At 52.1% G+C, this 17,125-nt stretch carries 16 protein-coding genes; 6 read left to right on the top strand and 10 right to left on the bottom strand.

Features of this window, described 5'->3' with window-relative positions; translation table 11 throughout:
- Positions 1-383: 383 nt before the first annotated feature.
- From MW898_RS07460 to MW898_RS25580, 3 genes are all read left to right on the top strand, one after another.
- Positions 384-983 (top strand): hypothetical protein, encoded by a 600-nt coding sequence (locus MW898_RS07460; protein ID WP_248905883.1) that lies wholly within the window; start codon positions 384-386, stop codon positions 981-983.
- A 171-nt stretch (positions 984-1,154) separates the two neighbouring features.
- Positions 1,155-1,298, top strand: coding sequence for a hypothetical protein (locus tag MW898_RS07465; RefSeq protein WP_248905886.1), 144 nt, complete (start codon positions 1,155-1,157; stop codon positions 1,296-1,298).
- A gap of 528 nt (positions 1,299-1,826) precedes the next feature.
- The gene (locus MW898_RS25580) at positions 1,827-1,958 is read left to right on the top strand and encodes a DUF7503 family protein (protein WP_264383133.1); all 132 of its coding nucleotides are present in this window, start codon (positions 1,827-1,829) and stop codon (positions 1,956-1,958) included.
- A gap of 822 nt (positions 1,959-2,780) precedes the next feature.
- On the opposite strand, the gene MW898_RS07470 is transcribed toward MW898_RS25580, so the two are convergent.
- The 3 genes from MW898_RS07470 to MW898_RS07480 all read right to left on the bottom strand — a co-directional run bounded on the left by MW898_RS07470 (position 2,781) and on the right by MW898_RS07480 (position 6,739).
- Positions 2,781-4,889 carry a hypothetical protein gene (locus tag MW898_RS07470; protein ID WP_248909724.1) on the bottom strand — a complete coding sequence of 703 codons (2,109 nt, stop codon included), beginning with the start codon at positions 4,887-4,889 and terminating at the stop codon, positions 2,781-2,783.
- 80 nt (positions 4,890-4,969) lie between these two features.
- Positions 4,970-5,914 (bottom strand): DUF7504 family protein, encoded by a 945-nt coding sequence (locus tag MW898_RS07475; RefSeq protein ID WP_248905887.1) that lies wholly within the window; start codon positions 5,912-5,914, stop codon positions 4,970-4,972.
- Positions 5,915-6,307: 393 nt separating this feature from the next.
- Positions 6,308-6,739 (bottom strand): DUF7344 domain-containing protein, encoded by a 432-nt coding sequence (locus MW898_RS07480; protein WP_248905889.1) that lies wholly within the window; start codon positions 6,737-6,739, stop codon positions 6,308-6,310.
- A 566-nt stretch (positions 6,740-7,305) separates the two neighbouring features.
- On the opposite strand from MW898_RS07480, the gene MW898_RS07485 reads away from it, so the two are divergent.
- Positions 7,306-7,935 carry a CAP domain-containing protein gene (locus MW898_RS07485; RefSeq protein WP_248905891.1) on the top strand — a complete coding sequence of 210 codons (630 nt, stop codon included), beginning with the start codon at positions 7,306-7,308 and terminating at the stop codon, positions 7,933-7,935.
- A gap of 148 nt (positions 7,936-8,083) precedes the next feature.
- Here the strand turns inward: MW898_RS07485 and MW898_RS07490 are convergent, their stop codons facing one another.
- From MW898_RS07490 to MW898_RS07505, 4 genes are all read right to left on the bottom strand, one after another.
- A complete protein-coding gene (locus tag MW898_RS07490) occupies positions 8,084-8,359 on the bottom strand; it encodes a hypothetical protein (RefSeq protein WP_248905892.1) in 276 nt (91 codons plus the stop codon).
- A gap of 262 nt (positions 8,360-8,621) precedes the next feature.
- Positions 8,622-9,614, bottom strand: a complete 993-nt coding sequence (locus MW898_RS07495; protein ID WP_248905894.1) for a DHH family phosphoesterase — start codon at positions 9,612-9,614, stop codon at positions 8,622-8,624.
- A gap of 158 nt (positions 9,615-9,772) precedes the next feature.
- Positions 9,773-10,423 (bottom strand): DUF5828 family protein, encoded by a 651-nt coding sequence (locus tag MW898_RS07500; RefSeq protein ID WP_248909725.1) that lies wholly within the window; start codon positions 10,421-10,423, stop codon positions 9,773-9,775.
- A gap of 146 nt (positions 10,424-10,569) precedes the next feature.
- A complete protein-coding gene (locus MW898_RS07505; protein WP_248905896.1) occupies positions 10,570-11,769 on the bottom strand; it encodes an inorganic phosphate transporter in 1,200 nt (399 codons plus the stop codon).
- A gap of 119 nt (positions 11,770-11,888) precedes the next feature.
- Between MW898_RS07505 and MW898_RS07510 the strand changes: the two genes are divergently transcribed.
- A complete protein-coding gene (locus tag MW898_RS07510) occupies positions 11,889-13,070 on the top strand; it encodes a M20 family metallopeptidase (protein ID WP_248905898.1) in 1,182 nt (393 codons plus the stop codon).
- A gap of 197 nt (positions 13,071-13,267) precedes the next feature.
- Positions 13,268-14,947: a putative glycosyltransferase family protein gene (locus MW898_RS07515; RefSeq protein ID WP_248905900.1), complete on the top strand. Its 1,680-nt coding sequence runs from the start codon at positions 13,268-13,270 to the stop codon at positions 14,945-14,947.
- Between the two features lie 116 nt (positions 14,948-15,063).
- On the opposite strand, the gene MW898_RS07520 is transcribed toward MW898_RS07515, so the two are convergent.
- The 3 genes from MW898_RS07520 to MW898_RS25585 form a co-directional block, all read right to left on the bottom strand.
- Positions 15,064-16,242 carry a glycosyltransferase family 2 protein gene (locus MW898_RS07520; RefSeq protein ID WP_248905902.1) on the bottom strand — a complete coding sequence of 393 codons (1,179 nt, stop codon included), beginning with the start codon at positions 16,240-16,242 and terminating at the stop codon, positions 15,064-15,066.
- A gap of 133 nt (positions 16,243-16,375) precedes the next feature.
- Positions 16,376-16,624, bottom strand: coding sequence for a hypothetical protein (locus MW898_RS07525; protein ID WP_248905906.1), 249 nt, complete (start codon positions 16,622-16,624; stop codon positions 16,376-16,378).
- A 353-nt stretch (positions 16,625-16,977) separates the two neighbouring features.
- Positions 16,978-17,112: a hypothetical protein gene (locus MW898_RS25585; RefSeq protein ID WP_264383136.1), complete on the bottom strand. Its 135-nt coding sequence runs from the start codon at positions 17,110-17,112 to the stop codon at positions 16,978-16,980.
- Between the last annotated feature and the right edge of the window lie 13 nt (positions 17,113-17,125).

Below are 17,125 nucleotides of genomic sequence, written 5' to 3' on the forward strand. Positions count from 1 at the left end.
AGATTGTCTCGACTGCACTCCCCGGTTGAGATCGAAATCAAATTGATCAGGATTCGACGTAGATACATCATCCAGTACCCTTAATCACCTATTATCCACTAATAATAGTATCGTAGGTAGTATAGTTTTCGTTACTCATTAGATACCATAACCTGAAATATCAATTATGAATTTAGTGACGGATGAAATCCCGCTCATGGAGGCCACTTATCGGGAGGAATCGAATATTGGCCGGCAACCAACACAATCATGCATCTATTATGAGAATAATATCTTCGATCAAATTTACATATGCCATATTGTAATAGTCGACTACACTCTATTTAATAATTAATTAGTGACGCAAACATTATAAGAGATCGACCTTGAAGGAGAAAACCCCAATGGCACACACACGATCACATATCCAAGTGCTCTGCGATCAGCTCGAACAAGAGATCACACCGTGGCCGCGTGCACAAACGTTTGAAGCAGGTGATCTCGTGGTCGATCGACACGAACTTCCGCTCTGGGGATCCGACGCGATTGAAGCCGCTGCTGTCGTCCTCTATCGTCGGGTCCCTGATGCAAAACAAGCTGGAGTCGTCACCGAAGAGGGACCGACAACCGTCGCATGTCTCAACCCCGAGTATCCTGCTGACGATGCCGTGTACCGGATTGCAAAAGTATCGAGGCTTGACTGTGACGTTCCGGGTTGGCGACGATGGAACGCAAAAAATGCTCGTGATCAGGGTGAAGGATTCAAACGCGAACTGCATACCTATCAAACCGAGCAATCGGTTGCTATTACGACCCACGATTATCCCGCTTCACGGCTGTATCCTGCCGGTCGACTCACACTCCCACAACCGCATGAAGACGACGAACGAGCGATTGCAGAAGCCATGGAAGAAAGACCGTATCTCCAACCACGGGGCGAACGCTATGGTGCTCGTGTGTCCCAGCATCCAGATGGCAGAAGATCACGTCGTCAGAGCGGATAGGATATGATAGAGGCAGTCTCGGAATGCCCCCCATCCGCCAGTCGGTGTGGTCCGCACGTTTGACACTGCAGTGACTGAGAAGAGAGTCAATCGAGATGAGAGAGCACGCGAAAACCGTTGCTTGAGGTGGTTCATCAAAAAGCATATGCCATACGTCGTTTCAAACGACGTATGGTTCTCCTCCAACACCTTCCCGGTGGGCCAGAGCTTTTTGTCGTCGCACAATTGATACTTATGCCGCTCGCCTTCATCTATATCGTGTATAAATTAGTTCAGGGGTTCAAAGCGTATCAGGAAGGCAAGAACCAAACCTGAGTCGCAGCGATCAGTGCGGTTAGACAGTTCCCGGAGATGAAGAACGTCCTACTGTGACGACGCAGTAGTACAGTATTGGTCAATCCAGCCGGAGCCATCCGAAATGAATGACCATGCGAACCGTTCGATAATGCTTTGCTCAGTTCGCAACCAAAGACGAGATCCATCATTGACGCGTCAGTAATGCAGGCATATGCGTGTCGCTGCAATGAACAGTACCACGCAGCCTTCTGAGAAACATCCACGACAACCTCATTACCAACAAGTGTTCAACACTGTGTCTTAGTTCTATTACTCCGAACACGAATCAGCTCTGATTTCCCAAAAACTCATAGACGCCGCATGTACGAGAATATTACCATATACTCAAATTTACGTATATTACAACTATTGTTTTGGCCCAATTACATATTCAAACGAGCCAGTAAGAATACATTACCTACAGTAGAATTAAGTTAATATTGATATATCTAAAGTAATCATCGTTAAGATAGCATTAATAGACTATGCTCCATCGAACCATTTGCAATGGAAGAAAGCACAACGCTAACACAGTACCTAGCAGAGCACCCACGCATGATCGGCGTCGCAGCCGTTATGTGCTTCCTACTGACGCAAGTCGGTAACGCTGCAGCCGCTGGCGGTGGAACGATCGGGTAATCTGTTGTTACCCGGACATTCTCTCGCGCAATAACGAAGAGAATCCAGAACTACCAGCAACTGTAGATCTACTGGTCGTTGGCCAGTCGTCGGCTGTGGGGAGAATGGATATCGCTCGATTCCGTTGGGAGGAGTCGTGACGCACTCAATGAGCATAGTCACTGGGACGATTGTGGAGAGTCCGATGGAGTGAGCAAGGTACCGTTGCGTTCTCAGTTCCAATGTGATTTTTCGGAGCATCCCTATCCACAGAATCAGCTCTGAAACACCGTATGGTGTGTGAATCAGCTCTCGGCAGCCTGCACTACTGAGCTAGAGAGGAGTACGAACACGGATCTTAGCCGTCAGTTTAGCGCGAGAGAGCTTGTTGGCGACTCAGAGCATTTTACCGGAGTGGACGTAGGCGGCCGTCTGAGAGACAAACAGGACGCTGTCTCAGTGAACTCCGTTAGCTTGAGTTCAACGCGCTCACAAACGAACACACCGGCGATTACAGCAGCCTGTCGGATTACCTCAGACAACGAATCGATAGCCGAGAGCTCGCTCTTGCCATCGTAAAACGGCCCAGCTCCATTCGCTCAAGTGAAAGGGCAACGACCAGCAGCGATTGATCACCACGCGTAGAATTGATGAGAACGGACGCAACATCAGTTGTAGAGATACACAGATGGACTGGAGGAGCAAATCTCACGACGCCCTGCGCTGTCTCAGTGAAACGACAGTCAAAGCACACCGAGTCGACGCGAGGTATCAGATCGCGGTAATAGCTCGCTGAAAATCGTTGTTCAGCAATTGGCCGTTCGGGATTATTGAAATGAGCCGTCACCGATCATCGTCAGAGTTTGAATGAGAGAGCGGCGGAACAGAGACATCTGTCGACCACACCAGTTCGCTTCCGAGCACGACTGGCACCCGCTCCAACCGGAGAAATCGATCCAACATATCCGCCGAGACTGTAAACGACGGGAGTTCCCCACCCGTTAGGAAATACTGATCGATGCCGTCGATAAACGGAGTGAACACCGAACCGATTCCCGGTTCTGTCGTTGGATACGTCGTGAGCTGGACAGAATACGTCTGGGCATCCGCCGACGGAGTGATTGAGCAGACGTACGGGGTGCCGCTTTCGCTCTGCGTGATTTGGATACTCCCATCACCGACGACAATGTACTGGCGGCCGGTTCGCCGGTGGGATTGCGTGATTGCAAGCGCAGATCGGAGAGAAAACCCGCAGTTCAGCAGCCGTGCCACCACCTGACCAATTCCGGTTGCGTCGTCATTTCCAATATCACTGTGGGTGACGATCCCGCCGACACTGCCTGCTTCGATCAGTTTCGTCCCAACCTCGTATGAGCGACAGCTGTTCAACAGAAACGTATCGATCCCGACCGTTGTCAACGAAGCCGTCTCAAGCGTACCATCGCGGCAGATAAATCCATCAGGTATCGTATGACCGATGTAGTGAAAGAAATCAGTCTCGGTTCGTAGCAAATCGTGAAGGTCAGCGACAGAGCAGTCTTGGTGAACTGTGATATCGAACGGAAGCTCGTCTCGATCGCCGTACAGGGCCGTCCCTGCTGTGTACTCATCTAGCATCGCCGAATCATTACAGACGACAGTAATATCGATCTCGTCGGTTGACTGGCGCCGGTGAAGCTTGTTCTGGAATGCAACGGGGATGAGTTTGTTCGCTTGGAGTGGTATCCGGGGTCCGAGCCAAGCGTGTTCCAAGGTGGGGGTCGAGGGAAGAGTGATATAGCGATCAGTAAGTGCAAAGCTCTCTGCCGACCGGAGCTGTGTCTCACCACGCATGAACGCATCCATCTCCTGCTGGAGTCCGACCTGATCGTTCGTGCTGGACGCTGGTACGGTCGGCCGAACGAACGACAGGTAGTTCACGAGATACGGAAGCTGTTCGAGAATCGAAGCATCGGGCGTGACGTGTGTCGTGAGGGGCCACTGGGGAACCACATCCACGATATCTTCGAACGGAACGGCGAGATACTGCTCGATCTGCTCTGATAACGGTGCATCATACAGGTCAGTAATCTCGAATGGGAGACGTGATTCGACAACGGTCCGTTCGTGGAGATCGATCTTGTAGCGTCCCTCCGTCCGTATGATACAGTCGAAGAACAGAACCTGCTTGAGGAGACGTTCGACATCGTTCTGGAACCCCCGAAGCGAATGATCGAACCGGTAAATAACCCCATTCTCAGTTACGATACGAGGCAACTCTCCAATGACGACCTCGGCTCCGAGATAGTAGGCAAGCGGGCTCACTGCGTAGATCAGTGCTTCGCGGTCCGGGATTTCGATTCGAACGCCTGTTTCCGGACGTGTGATATTGTCCGGCACGTAGAATCGATCCCCGAGTTCGATTGCGGGCGGATGACCTCGTAGGGAAGGGAGTGATCGTTCACAGCTCGTCGTTTTCAATGCCGAGCCGAATGTCGAAATCGCCGCCGCCATATCTTCGGGTGTTTCCGTCGTGGTGATCGTCCCTGCTGGAGCTTCGTGATACGATCGAGCACCGATACAGACTCGAGTCGCATCGGTGAACTCCAGTTTCATGTGCGCTTCCCACGAAGCGATTGTGATTGTGCTGTGTACCCGGAGGAAGATCTTGATGGGGGCTAACAGTTCAATGATGTATGTTTGCTCCGGGAGTTGCTCGTACGCGTGTTCTTCTGCATGGAGCAGACGGTTCCCATCCGTATCACGAACGTACACCGGAACCACGTAGGGAAGCGTGAGATATTCTGTAGTGATCTCAACTGCTCTGTCAGTTGGGGCGGAGAACTGGTCTGTTTCGGTTGGGATTGGATCGATAGGCTCGGCTGTCGTGAGTGGAAACTGCCGCCGCTGAATGGGATCAACGATGGTGAGTTCAGGTGAGGTAGAAGTCGCACTAAACCGCATGTGTGGCATGCTCACCGCCGAATAGCTCTCCAAACGATACGTGTGGTGAGTGGATCATGGTACCGAAGAAGATCCTCGTCGAAACGCTCTCAGAGCGGCATCCACCGTGTCGTAAAGTTACTCGTTTGGAGATGCCAGCGGTATTCTGGCCCGTGTTCACTGACGCGCATCTCAACGACGATCTCGAAGCTCTGGCGCACATTCTGTACTTGTGAGGAGTCAAATGCGTACGGAAGTTGGAACTGTCCCATTCCGTCTCGCTGTTTGATGGCATTGCAGATCTGAGTCAGCGAAGTCGTGATCTGGTCGGGATCGGCTCTGTCGACGAATGGCCGCAGTGAATCGAAACAGAATCGGAGATCTGCTGGCTCAAACGTCTCATTGTGGTGTTCGAGATCAGAAAGTGTCTGGAGAATTGCCGCTTGAACGTCTTCAAGCGAGCCAGACACTCTCGACAGTTCCAGATCGGTCTGCGTCGTATTAGTCTGTGCTGCAGCAGAGCGAGCTGAATCACCAGTCGAAATTACGTGTGCTCGCTGCTGTGGAATTTGTGCATCCGAGAGGCGGTGAACGGCTGTTTGCGTCGGACGATCCGAGAGTGCAAAGAGAGCTGTCCGATCACGGCCGGCATCGCCGAGCAGGCGTGTGCTCAACTCATCACGAATAGCGTCTGGGACTGTACCGCACACGAGAAGATTCACTCCCTGTTGTTTGAGGCGATCGAATTCAGAGAGTAGCGTGATCGTCCCATCCGCCTTGGCAGAGACATGATACCCATGGAAGGAAAAACAGACCGTGCCGTGTGGTCGTTTGGTGCCGTCTGCTTTCGGCTGAAACAGGGCATCTAATGCACTCGGGTTGATGACTTCGTGCAGTGCCTGATGGAGTTGCGTCGGATCGACCTCGCTAGCGCGCGCAACGCCCATGACGATCTCAGTACTCAGCGACTGATCGGACCCCAGTGTGAGCTGTAGTGTCCGCGAGATTGGATCTGGATCCACGTGTGGTTCCGTGTCGGTACTGTTCGGAGACATCGTTCTTCGCTAGGGACCTCGACAGTTGTCCGTAAAAAATGCTCGTTATTTATATAATATCACTATTACGTAATTTGGTCCCTAACAGAAGAGATCTGGTAAACGACGAACGAAAACTAGGCTGGTATAATACGCTAGTTCTGTGCGTGCGAATCGATTGTCGTATGGCCTTTTACAAAGCTAAAATATGTAATTAACAGAGGATATAACAATATATTGTAAAAATAGACGAGTCGAACAATCGTGAACTTCATCGAATCGACGACAGTGTGCGTCCGACGCTCCGACCGATTGCACCGATACACTCTTTCCGAACGTGTCTCATCCAATCACTGCGGATCGTCCGTATCCACACTTCTTAAGAGAACAGTTGAATTATCGAGACGGAGCGTATTAGGTCGATTCAGCGTTCCGATCCACCCGTTGAACCTCCTCATGATGGTTAAGGTGGTTACTCACCACATCTAATACCTCGCACATCGTGTCAGCGTGCGTTCCGGGAGAGAGCGTCTCACTCTCTTCATCGAAGTGGACCGCTCCTGTGTTCTCAAGTTTTGGGATGTGGGCGTGATAGAGCGAAACGTACATGCGCTCGTGCATGTGCTCATCGACAGCCTCTTCGTCGACAGCGTGTTCCCATGCAGCAAGCGTGGTTGCGAGTGCAGACAGTGTCCACTGATCATCCATCGTGAATGCATACAATACAGAGCGACGCCGGAAATGAGAAAGCACCTCGAATACGCCATCCAAATCAAAATCATCAGAATCAACAGTCGCGTGTGATTGTTGAAACAATGCGGCTTGTGTGTCGTCCCCATCGACCATTGTATAAATATCTAAGTGGTGCTAATAAATAATTCTAGTTCCCGATTATAAACGGTATCCACACCACAGTACGTGGACAGCGTGACCAATAGCGTTCGTGTGCCGTCGTATGAACCGGATCACTCAGGAGAGGTGACTAGTCGTCTCGCACAAGCATCACTTGAGATGATGGTTCTTTAAGTGACTCTGGCGATAAGGTAGATATATAGACGGTGTTTCTCGCTGTTTCTCTCGACTCGCTGTCGCTGTTTACGGTCACAGCATACTCACTGTACTCAGCTCTACCGGCGCCGTGACGGGAGTGTCCCGACTGTCTAACAAAACAGAGTGACACTCTGTAAGACACTGTTGTGAACAGTTCGGGCGGGTTTTATGCTGTTTCGGGCTGAAGTAAAGCGAGTGACTGTTCAATCGATCGGCGCTGCGGTCGGACGAGTAATACGTCATACGTATTGGTGCAGCACTGCAGGCTCATGGGTCGGATAATCAGTCGTTTCTTCGGTGTCGTTATCCGAATCGTGCTCTGTGTAGTAGTACTGTCGTTTCTGGTCTCAATCGGAGTGTCAATGGGAGTGATTGATGCCGGACCAGCAGCCGATAGCACGATTGAAACCCCGGAACCACTCCCAGATTGGTCGTTTGTATGGGAAATACCGATCGATGGAGATTCCGGAGCAGATCTGCAAGAGCAATCTGATTCCGCAGACAGAGCGTCTGTTGGTGATCCCGTTCAGGGGCCTCCAGGGACGACACGCATCGAAAACGGACAGGCATCGATTAGTTCCAACGAGATCGAAGTACGTGTCCACAAGCGGGTCAACGTGATTCGGACGGAGAACAACTTATCAAAGTTAGAGCACAGCGGCGAGATAGCTACGATCTCGCGAACGTACAGCTATGACATGGGAGAACGAGAGTATTTCAGTCACGTTAGTCCCGAAGGGGAGAGACCCGACGACCGGTTCGGTGATCTGTATCCGAGCAAGTGCCACGCTATTGGCGAAAATCTCGCACGCTTGAGTGGTGTCATAGCCCTGGATGCTGACGACATCGCAGAACGAGTCGTCGATGGGTGGATGAACTCCAAAGGCCACCGTAAGAATATTCTCACCGATAAATGGGACAGTCAAGGAATTGGTGTCTATATCGACGGCAGGAGCGTGTACGTCACCCAGGAATTCTGTGACGAATGGTAATAGATCCAACACCAACATTTGAACTAATTTCGACAAGCACCCCTGTCGGGTCTGCTATTCGCTGCGAGAGCAGCCTACTATCTGACCCTAAATCACAACACAGGTGTCGAACACGGTGTCTCGGCCGTGATGTACTCTTCTCAGAGCGTTATCCCAACACGCGATCTACGAGTCGCTGTCCGAGACTCCGCTGGCTGATGACCGTTGCGTCTGTTTTGAGCCGGTATGCGAGATAGTCAGTCGATACTGGTCGCCATCGACGGTCGGTATCGCCTGGATTAATCGTCTCAAGATCGTAGATGTCGATCAGATCATTTCGTTTCCCGATCGTGATGGACCTGATATTGGCGACGACGTATCGGTGGTCATCCATTTCTACTGTATCTCCCACAGAGAGGGTAAGCCCATGATCATCCATCGTCATTTGTCTGCTTACACCATACATAATTAACATTTTCTATTTGGTATTTCTTTTGTAATTACTACTTGAACTGTCTCAGCACGTTGTGAGCAAGCTAGTCAGAGTCCGGTACAGCGTTCTCAAAGTGATGATAATCCAGATGGAGTGACATTCAGAGTCAGCACACTTCAGATGGCTTATCAGATATGGCTCAACGACCAGTTTCGCAGTCAGAAATTCACCATCAGAATTGGTTCGACAGCTTACCACACACTTTGTTAGTAACTTATTCAGGCAGATCCATCGCGTGAAAGAGGCGGTACGTGACGAGTTGGGCGGCAAGATCGACGACAGTATCACGATCCCCAACATCGGAAAATAGTCCCAATGAAACTCGTCCGTCTGCTGCATCACGATGTCCGCTGACGTTTCCCAATCCCTCGAAGGTACCACGCAAGAGCTTGCCGACGTGAACGCTTGGACTGGTCGAACGAGCACTCAACTGTATTTCGTCTTCAATCACCCCAAAGATCACGGCAGTGTTGATGCCTTCGAGGTTGATGAGGAAATCAGCGGCTTGTGGAATGGCGTTGCGCTCGGTTGTTGTACCGACGTGTGAAACGAGTGATGAACTCCGCACTGTTCGATTATCGATCGCATCGCTCAGCGCGTCGATCGTCGCGGGTGTGTACGGTGGTGTCAGCAACTGTCCGAGAAGATCAAGGTCAACATACGGATGCAGATACTCAGCTGCGACGTATTCGTGGATCGTCGCGCCGCGAATGAACTCAAGCGTTTCACGCCGTATCGCAAACAACAACGCCGTTGCTAAGTCTGCTTCTGGTTCGATTTCGAGATCGTGAAGATACCCGACCAGAATTGTCGCTGTCGCTCCAGAATCCTCCCGATGAACGAAACGCGCGTCGATTTTGTCGGCTGGATGATGATCAATCACGATGTCGATCTGTGTATCGGGTGGTATCTCGTTGTTGATGCCAGGGATCGAATGATCGACGAATGCCGTGAGATCGTGATCCAACGCCATTGTTAAATCGAATAAATGTAAATTGATATCGAGAAGATTAACGAATGTACGAGTTTGACGGTGTGAGATCTGACCACTGTAGTAGATATCGATTGTTTTTACACTGTTTTCGTCAGCTATTCGCTCAAGCGCCAATGCACTAGCGAGACAATCCGGGTCGGGATTGTTGTGGCAGACGATACCAAGAGAGTCATTGTCAGCCAAGAGATTAGAGAGATCCTGTTCTTTACTCATGTAATGTGTTAACGGTTCGAAAACTATGAATCCAGTGCTGTATGATTTCAGACATTGATCTGAGCACAGTCAATCGTAATTTAGCTTTTTCTGCTGTGGAGTATTGAAAGGCAGCTCTGATGAGCAATTGATGGTTGAGTGAGTAGTGAGAACCTAACTCATTCAGACATGTCGACACCTTCAGTGGCCGCAACTGTCCGGGTGTTTTTCTCAGTCTCGATTCGCCAGCGATCAATCTCTTCCTCGTATGCGGCGAGCTGTTCGCTGATCTGTTCTTTGAGTTCGTCGTCGACAATGTTCACCTCAAAGACGTAGTTTTTCTCGTTGTCCTGTATCCGTGATACGTTCGCACTAATCAGTTCGTTGTCGAAATAACACGGGGAAACTTGCGTCATTACGTGCTTATAGACAGGTTCTTCAGCCGCACGAATTGCTTTTCGCCCTGCTGAATCGACAGCACGGGCCGCATACGTAACGGCGTCTTTTCCTTCGGAAATTGCCTCGTTGATCTCGCCCTCTATGATATTGTTGGTTGCGTCCGACAGTTCCTTGCCAGCAGTTCGAACGTCTTCATCAGGCAAGGCGCCTGCCCGCTCACCATCACCTCTTGAGACACTCGCTTGCTCGGCGGTCTTTTCGATAATATCGTCGTTGATTCGCTCGTGGGCTTTTGGCCGCCACTCGTTCCACTCTTCGAATGATTCGCCGTCAATACCGACAGAATTCAATGCCGCACTGATTCGTTCACCGTGTTCGACGATCGCAACCCACTCCCCTTCTTGGATGAATCCAAAGACGCTTTCCTTCATTTGATCAATAAAAGCTCCCATCCGACGAGTAGTCGTCGCAGGCACGTGCCAGTAGACAAACGGTGTTCTCTGATTGTAAAGTGTGAGTTGAGGTACGAATAGCACCGGCCGCGTAGCGAGGTGCATAGCACACTCACTGTCGCTCATCAGAATACGATTTCGACAGCCTCCATGATACCGTATCCAACGACAACTGCAAACGCGAATGAACCCACCCACGCAAGTACGGTGTAGAACATCTTTCGAGTGCTCATTCCAGAACCACTCGCTGCGAAGCCACTGCCGACGACCGCACTGACAATAATCTCGTTAAATGACACTGGAATCCCGAATAGCACAGCCGTCTGTGCGATCGCAAATGAGGGGATCAGTGCGGCAATCGATCGCCGTGGACCAAGCGAAGCGTAGTCCTGAGCGATTGCTTTAATCAGCCGTGGGGAACCCATCCACGAGCCTACTAAGAGGCCAATACCGCCAAACGCAAGCAGTGCCAGCAACGGCACTGTAATCGAGAGTGAGGCGTCATTGAACGCTGCAAGCAGTGGTCCGACTGCGAGTCCCACTTGGCTGCCACCCGCTGAAAACGCGACGAGGCCACCGAGTACCAACAGAAAGTGTCGCTGGGCGCTTTCGATATCAGAATCGAGATCCCATCGGAGAATGACTGCTAACAGGAGAGCGACAATCAGCGAGACGAACGATTGTCCAAAGAGTGGCGACATAGGAAGCTCAAGTCCCGCCGTAACGACCCCTGCAATCGATGCACTGTCTGAATTGGAACCGAGAAGGCTAAACGGGATATTCGCGAGGACAAGACCAACAACGGCGCCAAGGACAGGTATACTGTGGTGTTCGGAAATGCTATCACATCGGAGCAGCCGCCCTGTGAGATACGCGATGCCGCCGCCAACAAATGGGATGAGAACCCACAGTGTGCCGATCTCGATGTATGCAGCCCACGCAGGATGCCCTCCGAGAGCGAGGCCAACACCAATCACGGAGCCTGTAACAGTAAACGCCGTTGCGATTGGGTAACCGGTGAAGATACCGACCGCCACGAGACCGGCTGCAAGCAACAAGAGGACTGTCGCTGCTAACGCGGTGAGCGAGACGCCGCCAACGAGACCAGTACCGACCGCATCCGCGACGTTTTCACCTTGGAGGACGGCACCAGCGAGTCCGAGTATGCCGACGAAAAAACCAGCCCGCATCACAGAAATGGCGCGTGCGCCAACAGCTGGGGCGAAAGGAGCCGATCCAGACGAGCCAGCACCGATCGTCCAGGCCATAAAGAGACTCGCCACACCAGCAGTGATGAGGATCAGTAGTTGTTCGACGGGAACCATGGCTGAGCTACACGAATTGTGAGGAAAATCCCGAGGCTTGCCCCTGCAGACGCGAAAGAGTTGCTTTGCAAGTCCCTCCGACCGCAATGTATAGTTGTTACTACTGAGAATCATCACGGATGACTGTGGTAGATAGAGACGCGGAACTCGAAACGCTCGCACGCGATCTTGTCCGCATCGAATCAGAGAGCCCACCGGGGAACGAAGCCGCTGTTGTCGAATGTGTGACTGATTGGTTGGAGACGAATAATATCGACCATCACATTGTGGAGAAGCCGTACGAGGACAGACCACAACTCGCTGCCCGCGTCGGTTCGGGGGATCCAACTGTGGTGTACAACGGTCACGTAGATGTCGTTCCCGCTGGCGACCCCGATCGCTGGACGAATAATCCATACGACGGTCACATCGAAGACGGAATGCTCTATGGGCGGGGGGCAGCGGATATGAAAACAGGGCTGGCAGTGGGGCTGTGTGCGCTCCGGTCGATGCGAGAGACACTCAAAGACGGACACCGGAGCGGTTCCGTCGTTCTGCACGCCGCGATTGGTGAGGAGACGGCTGATCCCGGCACAAAAACACTCCTTGAAGAAGGATATGATGGTGACTACGGGATTGTTCTGGAACCGACCGACTTTCGGGTAGCCACGCGGTCGAAGGGACTTGCGTGCTATGAGCTTACGGTCTACGGTGAGCAATCACACGCGAGCCGCCCCGATCAGGGGAGCAACGCTATCGAGACGGCCGGCCAGCTCCTCGATATCATAGCGGAGTACGACGCTGACCTCCGGAAAAACAAAGACCCTCTCGTCGGCCATGCCTACGCGACGGTCACACAGATGGAAGCCGGTACCGATTCGAACATGGCGGTGCTGCCCGAGGAGGCGACTCTTCTACTCGATCGGCGCGTTCTTCCGGCGGAATCGCTCGATGATGTGGACAGAGAGATTGTGACGCTGCTCGATCGCCTCGAGACAGAACACGGCGCCGGCGCGTCGTGGCGACGAGTGCAAGAGTATGCCGCAGCGTCTGTTCCAACGGATACACATCTTGCACAGGTGCTTCGGTCACACGTCGATGCAGTGACTGGAACGCTGCCCGATCCGTGGGGTATTGAAGCCGCTACCGACGTCCGAAACTTCGTGAACGACGCTGGGATGGAAGCCGTTACGTGGGGGCCGGGGCACCTCGAACAGGCACACACAGTCGACGAATGCGTTGATCTGCGTGATGCTGCTGCGGGGCTCGAAATTCTCAAGCGGACAACTGAAGACCTGCTCGAATCAGCAGACAATGGGTGAATATTCCTGATGTCATCTGATAGACCATATCAAATAATATTGTGATACTATAATGTTCTAAATTCTGATTTTTCGAGAGTACACTGTGTAGACCAGATGCCTTCGGAAGCATATAATATTCTAAATGAAAATTGAATGTTTCTTATGAGATCCTCTTATCACCGGCTTTTTTACCAGTGCTCGCTTCCGTCGTCGCTGTGCAAGCAGATAGACAATCATCACTTCACCCAGTGTTCAACGATGGTCGCGTATGGCTTGTATCTGCGATGATCGTCTCTCTCATCATCTCTGCTGTGTACTACATCACACATCCGTATCCAGCGTACGGTGCAGGGCTATTTCTCGCAATGGCCGACCAGATACAAGCCACTGGGTATCATTTCCCAACGACTATACCTCACTACACACTCGGAGGCGTTCCGTTCGCGTATCCACCACTGCAGTTCTTCGTGGTTGCTGTACTGCTCGACCTTGGAGCCGACCCGCTACTTCTCACACGAGTCCTTCCAGGGAGTATCATCGCACTCTACCTCATTCCATTCTATGCATTGGCAAAAGAAATACTCGGTTCAGTGCAGATAGCGGGCCTTGCGACAGTCATTCTCGCGGCGACCCCTGATGTGCTGTCGTGGCACCTCTCAGCCGGAGGGATCGTTCGTGCACCGGCGTACTTACTGTTGCTTACCGGACTCTACAGTGGCGTCCGTCTGTTCAAGACCGGTCAGCGTCAATGGCTTGCATCGTCAGTCGTGCTGTTTGGACTGATGGTCCTCTCACACCCGACGTACACGTCGTTTTTCGCCACGAGCTATCTTCTCTTGTACGTGGCGTACGATCGGTCGCTGTTGGGATTGGTCAGGGGCGCGTCGGTCGCTGCTGGAGGATTCATCTTGGCGGCACCGTGGTGGACACACGTCCTCAACAACTACGGCATGGCAACGATTACTGGCGCTGCCGCCACGCACGAAGGACTCATCAACGAATTACCGCTTATCATCGCTCGGTTGTCCGGACCCTTCCACGCAGGAAATGCAATATTGGTGTGGAATGTCCTGATATTCGTCGGGATCGCGGTTTTACTCTGGCGAAGAGAGGGTGTCCTTCCGGCGTGGTTCGCGCTTGCCGTCTTGGTGATGAATGAGCCCCGATTTCCACTCGTCCCTGGTGTCATGCTCGCTGCCGTCGCGCTGCACTCGCTTCTCACTCATCAGCTCGGAGATGGAACCGACGCGGACTGGCAGCAATGGCGATCGGTCGCTCGATGGGGAATTCGAGGGTCGGTTGTTGTCGTCGTTGGTTTCATGATCTTCGTTGGCGGCGTCTACGCGTCGGGTTCGTTGGTCGGTGGCGGTCCGTCGATGGTTTCGTTCATTGATGACGACGACATGACAACAATGAATTGGGTACAAAATGAAACGCCACCCGACGCCAAGTTTGTCGTGCTCGGTGATGCTGGAGAGTGGTTCCCGTACTTCACCGACCGTACGATGCTCGTTGGCCGATGGGGTGTCGAGTGGACCACTCCTGCGGAGTACCGAGCGCAACTCACGAAGTACTGGGAACTTTCGACCTGCCACACCGAACAGTGTCTCACAGAGACATTGCATCGACACAACGTGAATCCCGAGTACGTGTATGTCCCGACTGAACAGTACGCTGCGCTGGGGATTGTACAACACCAACCACCGTCGATGCGCCAAACACTCGTTGATTCCGAGAGATATCAATTAGAACACGAGAGTGAAGGAGCAGCAGTGTTCCGAGTTGTCGGAGAACAGGACATCACTCGGGAAAACAGTAGTCATTCGCAGTCCACGTCTTCTCGTAGAACAACGACCGCCATCACTACCGAGAACGTGGGTGACGGCGTAGCGTAGCGTTCGATCAATTCAATCAGAGACCCAGCACGAAGCACTCCACCGGCCCCCGATAATCGAAACGAGTAGACTGACCAGCAGGGGTTGGGTCCGCTGTGCGTTTTCTGCTGTCCGCATTAGTGCGTTTTCTCGACGTGATACCACTCTCCAGTCCAACTGATCACGTACTCGGTCAATGCTTTCGTCGCTACGAGACCATAGAGCGGGAAAATGATCGGCGTCAACAGCCACCCCCAGCCCACCCGCTCAACCGTCCCATTGGAGTAGTCGACACATCGTATGAGACCGGTGATCCCAACCACCGTGACGACTGGGAGAAGGACTACTGTTTCGGCACTGACGATAAATAACACCATGAACTTCGATGTGAGTGAGAGAAGCAGGATATTTCCGGCAACGGTGCTCAAACAAATTCCCAGACTCAGCAGGTCACGACGATTCTGTGGAGGGAGACTCTCACGAAGCAGCGCATGAAACACTTGGGCGTAGCCACTCATCCATCGTTTGCGCTGCCCCCACCAATCGCCGACTGTATGAGCAGCTTCAATCGTGGACGGATACTGCGTCATTTCTCGTACATCGAGGCCTTGTTTGTAACATTGATACGCGAAAGCGTAATCTTCCGTGAGCATCGTCGGATCGTAACCTCCGGTCGCCTCGACGGAGCTTCGGTGCATGACAACGGCTCGACTGGCAGCCATTCGAAATTCGGTGAAATAATAGAGCAATCGTCGTCCGGTGTAACTCAACAGAATGGATTCATAATACGCGATCGTCTCTATGATACCAGTTGTGCGGGGAACCGTCCGTCCCTGTACGATATCACACTCCTCAAGTGTAGCCGCTGCACTCCGGAGAAACTGTGGATGAACGGATTCGTCGGCATCGAAGACAGCAATATAGTCCGACTCGGTTGTCTCGATAGCGAAATTGATAGCATCAGCCTTCGATCCAGAATAGCGCGTATTGATACGGCACTCGACATCAGCGTCGGTTGCAGCCGCAAGCGTTCTCGCCCGTTGAATACTCGCTTGATCGTCAGGTTCGCACACGATACAGACGCTAACAGGCACCGTCGATTCCACCAGACTAGAGACGCTCACATTGAGGATATCAGCATCTCTGTAGACGGGAACGATCGCCGTTATCGATCGGGGGTCCGAGACATCAGTGCGTTCGTCTCTGTCGTGATGGTTGAGGATCTGCGCGAGGAACAGTATCCCAGACAACAGTATAACACCGGTGAATGTAACAGCCGAGACGACTGCCTGCAGCGTGACGACAATAATACTCACCACGATCAAGTCGAGACGGACGGTTATGATTGCCAACCCTCGCAGTAGTTCGTGGGCGAATATCCAGCCAGATATACCAATAAAGCAAAGGCGATCCAACCATCGCCGGAAAGACAACCGCGATAGCCATCGACTATGACGCATACTGCCGATCATCCTCCCAAAAATAGCCACACACTCGGTGCAAGATGCGAGGAGAGTCGTCTCCACCGACGCCTGTCCAGCCCGCGCGTACGACCCAATCGACGAGGTCGAGCGTTCTGGTAGAGACCAAGAGAGGCCAAACGTACAGCATCACAGAGACCATCGAGCTGATGCGGGCATCGTTGAATTCGATCCATCGCTGTTCGACGAATGCAGCGTTCTGAGTCGCAGTATCCACGAGACGTCTCGACTGCGCTGTTTCGTTTGCGAACGTGACATCAGTTGCTGTAAAAATATCGCACCGACTGCGATCGATAAGCTGTGTTATCGTGGCGTCATCAGAACTGCACACTCTTGATAGGACTTCTGACATGACTTTCGACTTCTGTCTGACCAACAGTTGCGAAAGACTGCTCTTCCCTTCGATATGAAAGTACTGGCTGACGATGCGATCACCGTATCCAAACTCACTGTATTCTGTCCTAACACCCCGTAATATCGTGTGAGTACCCAGTCAGAGGGCTAATTCGATCCTGTTACTTCCTCAGTAAGAAAAACTGATACTGTTGGTCATCCATCAAGATGCGTTTCTCACGACCGACCCTCGGTAGGGATCGCCTCAAGCGCGTTCGGATCATCAGTGATCCCAGCAATCGATATCGGATGAACGATGGTCGTCGTGCTGTCCAGTATAGAAAGACCGATCGATACGGCGGCCACGGCCATTGACAGCCATCTC

Origin of the sequence: Halocatena marina (genome assembly GCF_023276375.1) — an archaeon.
In the GTDB taxonomy this organism is placed as follows: Archaea; Halobacteriota; Halobacteria; order Halobacteriales; family Haloarculaceae; genus Halocatena; species Halocatena marina.

Excerpts from the sequence above, each read along its gene's own strand:
- MW898_RS07475 (WP_248905887.1), bottom strand. The coding sequence starts at position 5,914 with ATGTCTCCGAACAGTACCGACACGGAACCACACGTGGATCCAGATCCA.
- MW898_RS07510 (WP_248905898.1), top strand. The coding sequence starts at position 11,889 with ATGACTGTGGTAGATAGAGACGCGGAACTCGAAACGCTCGCACGCGAT.
- MW898_RS07480 (WP_248905889.1), bottom strand. The coding sequence starts at position 6,739 with ATGGTCGATGGGGACGACACACAAGCCGCATTGTTTCAACAATCACAC.
- MW898_RS25585 (WP_264383136.1), bottom strand. The coding sequence starts at position 17,112 with ATGGCCGTGGCCGCCGTATCGATCGGTCTTTCTATACTGGACAGCACG.
- MW898_RS07485 (WP_248905891.1), top strand. The coding sequence starts at position 7,306 with ATGGGAGTGATTGATGCCGGACCAGCAGCCGATAGCACGATTGAAACC.
- MW898_RS07470 (WP_248909724.1), bottom strand. The coding sequence starts at position 4,889 with ATGCCACACATGCGGTTTAGTGCGACTTCTACCTCACCTGAACTCACC.
- MW898_RS07490 (WP_248905892.1), bottom strand. The coding sequence starts at position 8,359 with ATGACGATGGATGATCATGGGCTTACCCTCTCTGTGGGAGATACAGTA.
- MW898_RS25580 (WP_264383133.1), top strand. The coding sequence starts at position 1,827 with ATGGAAGAAAGCACAACGCTAACACAGTACCTAGCAGAGCACCCACGC.
- MW898_RS07460 (WP_248905883.1), top strand. The coding sequence starts at position 384 with ATGGCACACACACGATCACATATCCAAGTGCTCTGCGATCAGCTCGAA.
- MW898_RS07500 (WP_248909725.1), bottom strand. The coding sequence starts at position 10,423 with ATGAAGGAAAGCGTCTTTGGATTCATCCAAGAAGGGGAGTGGGTTGCG.
- MW898_RS07505 (WP_248905896.1), bottom strand. The coding sequence starts at position 11,769 with ATGGTTCCCGTCGAACAACTACTGATCCTCATCACTGCTGGTGTGGCG.
- MW898_RS07495 (WP_248905894.1), bottom strand. The coding sequence starts at position 9,614 with ATGAGTAAAGAACAGGATCTCTCTAATCTCTTGGCTGACAATGACTCT.
- MW898_RS07465 (WP_248905886.1), top strand. The coding sequence starts at position 1,155 with ATGGTTCTCCTCCAACACCTTCCCGGTGGGCCAGAGCTTTTTGTCGTC.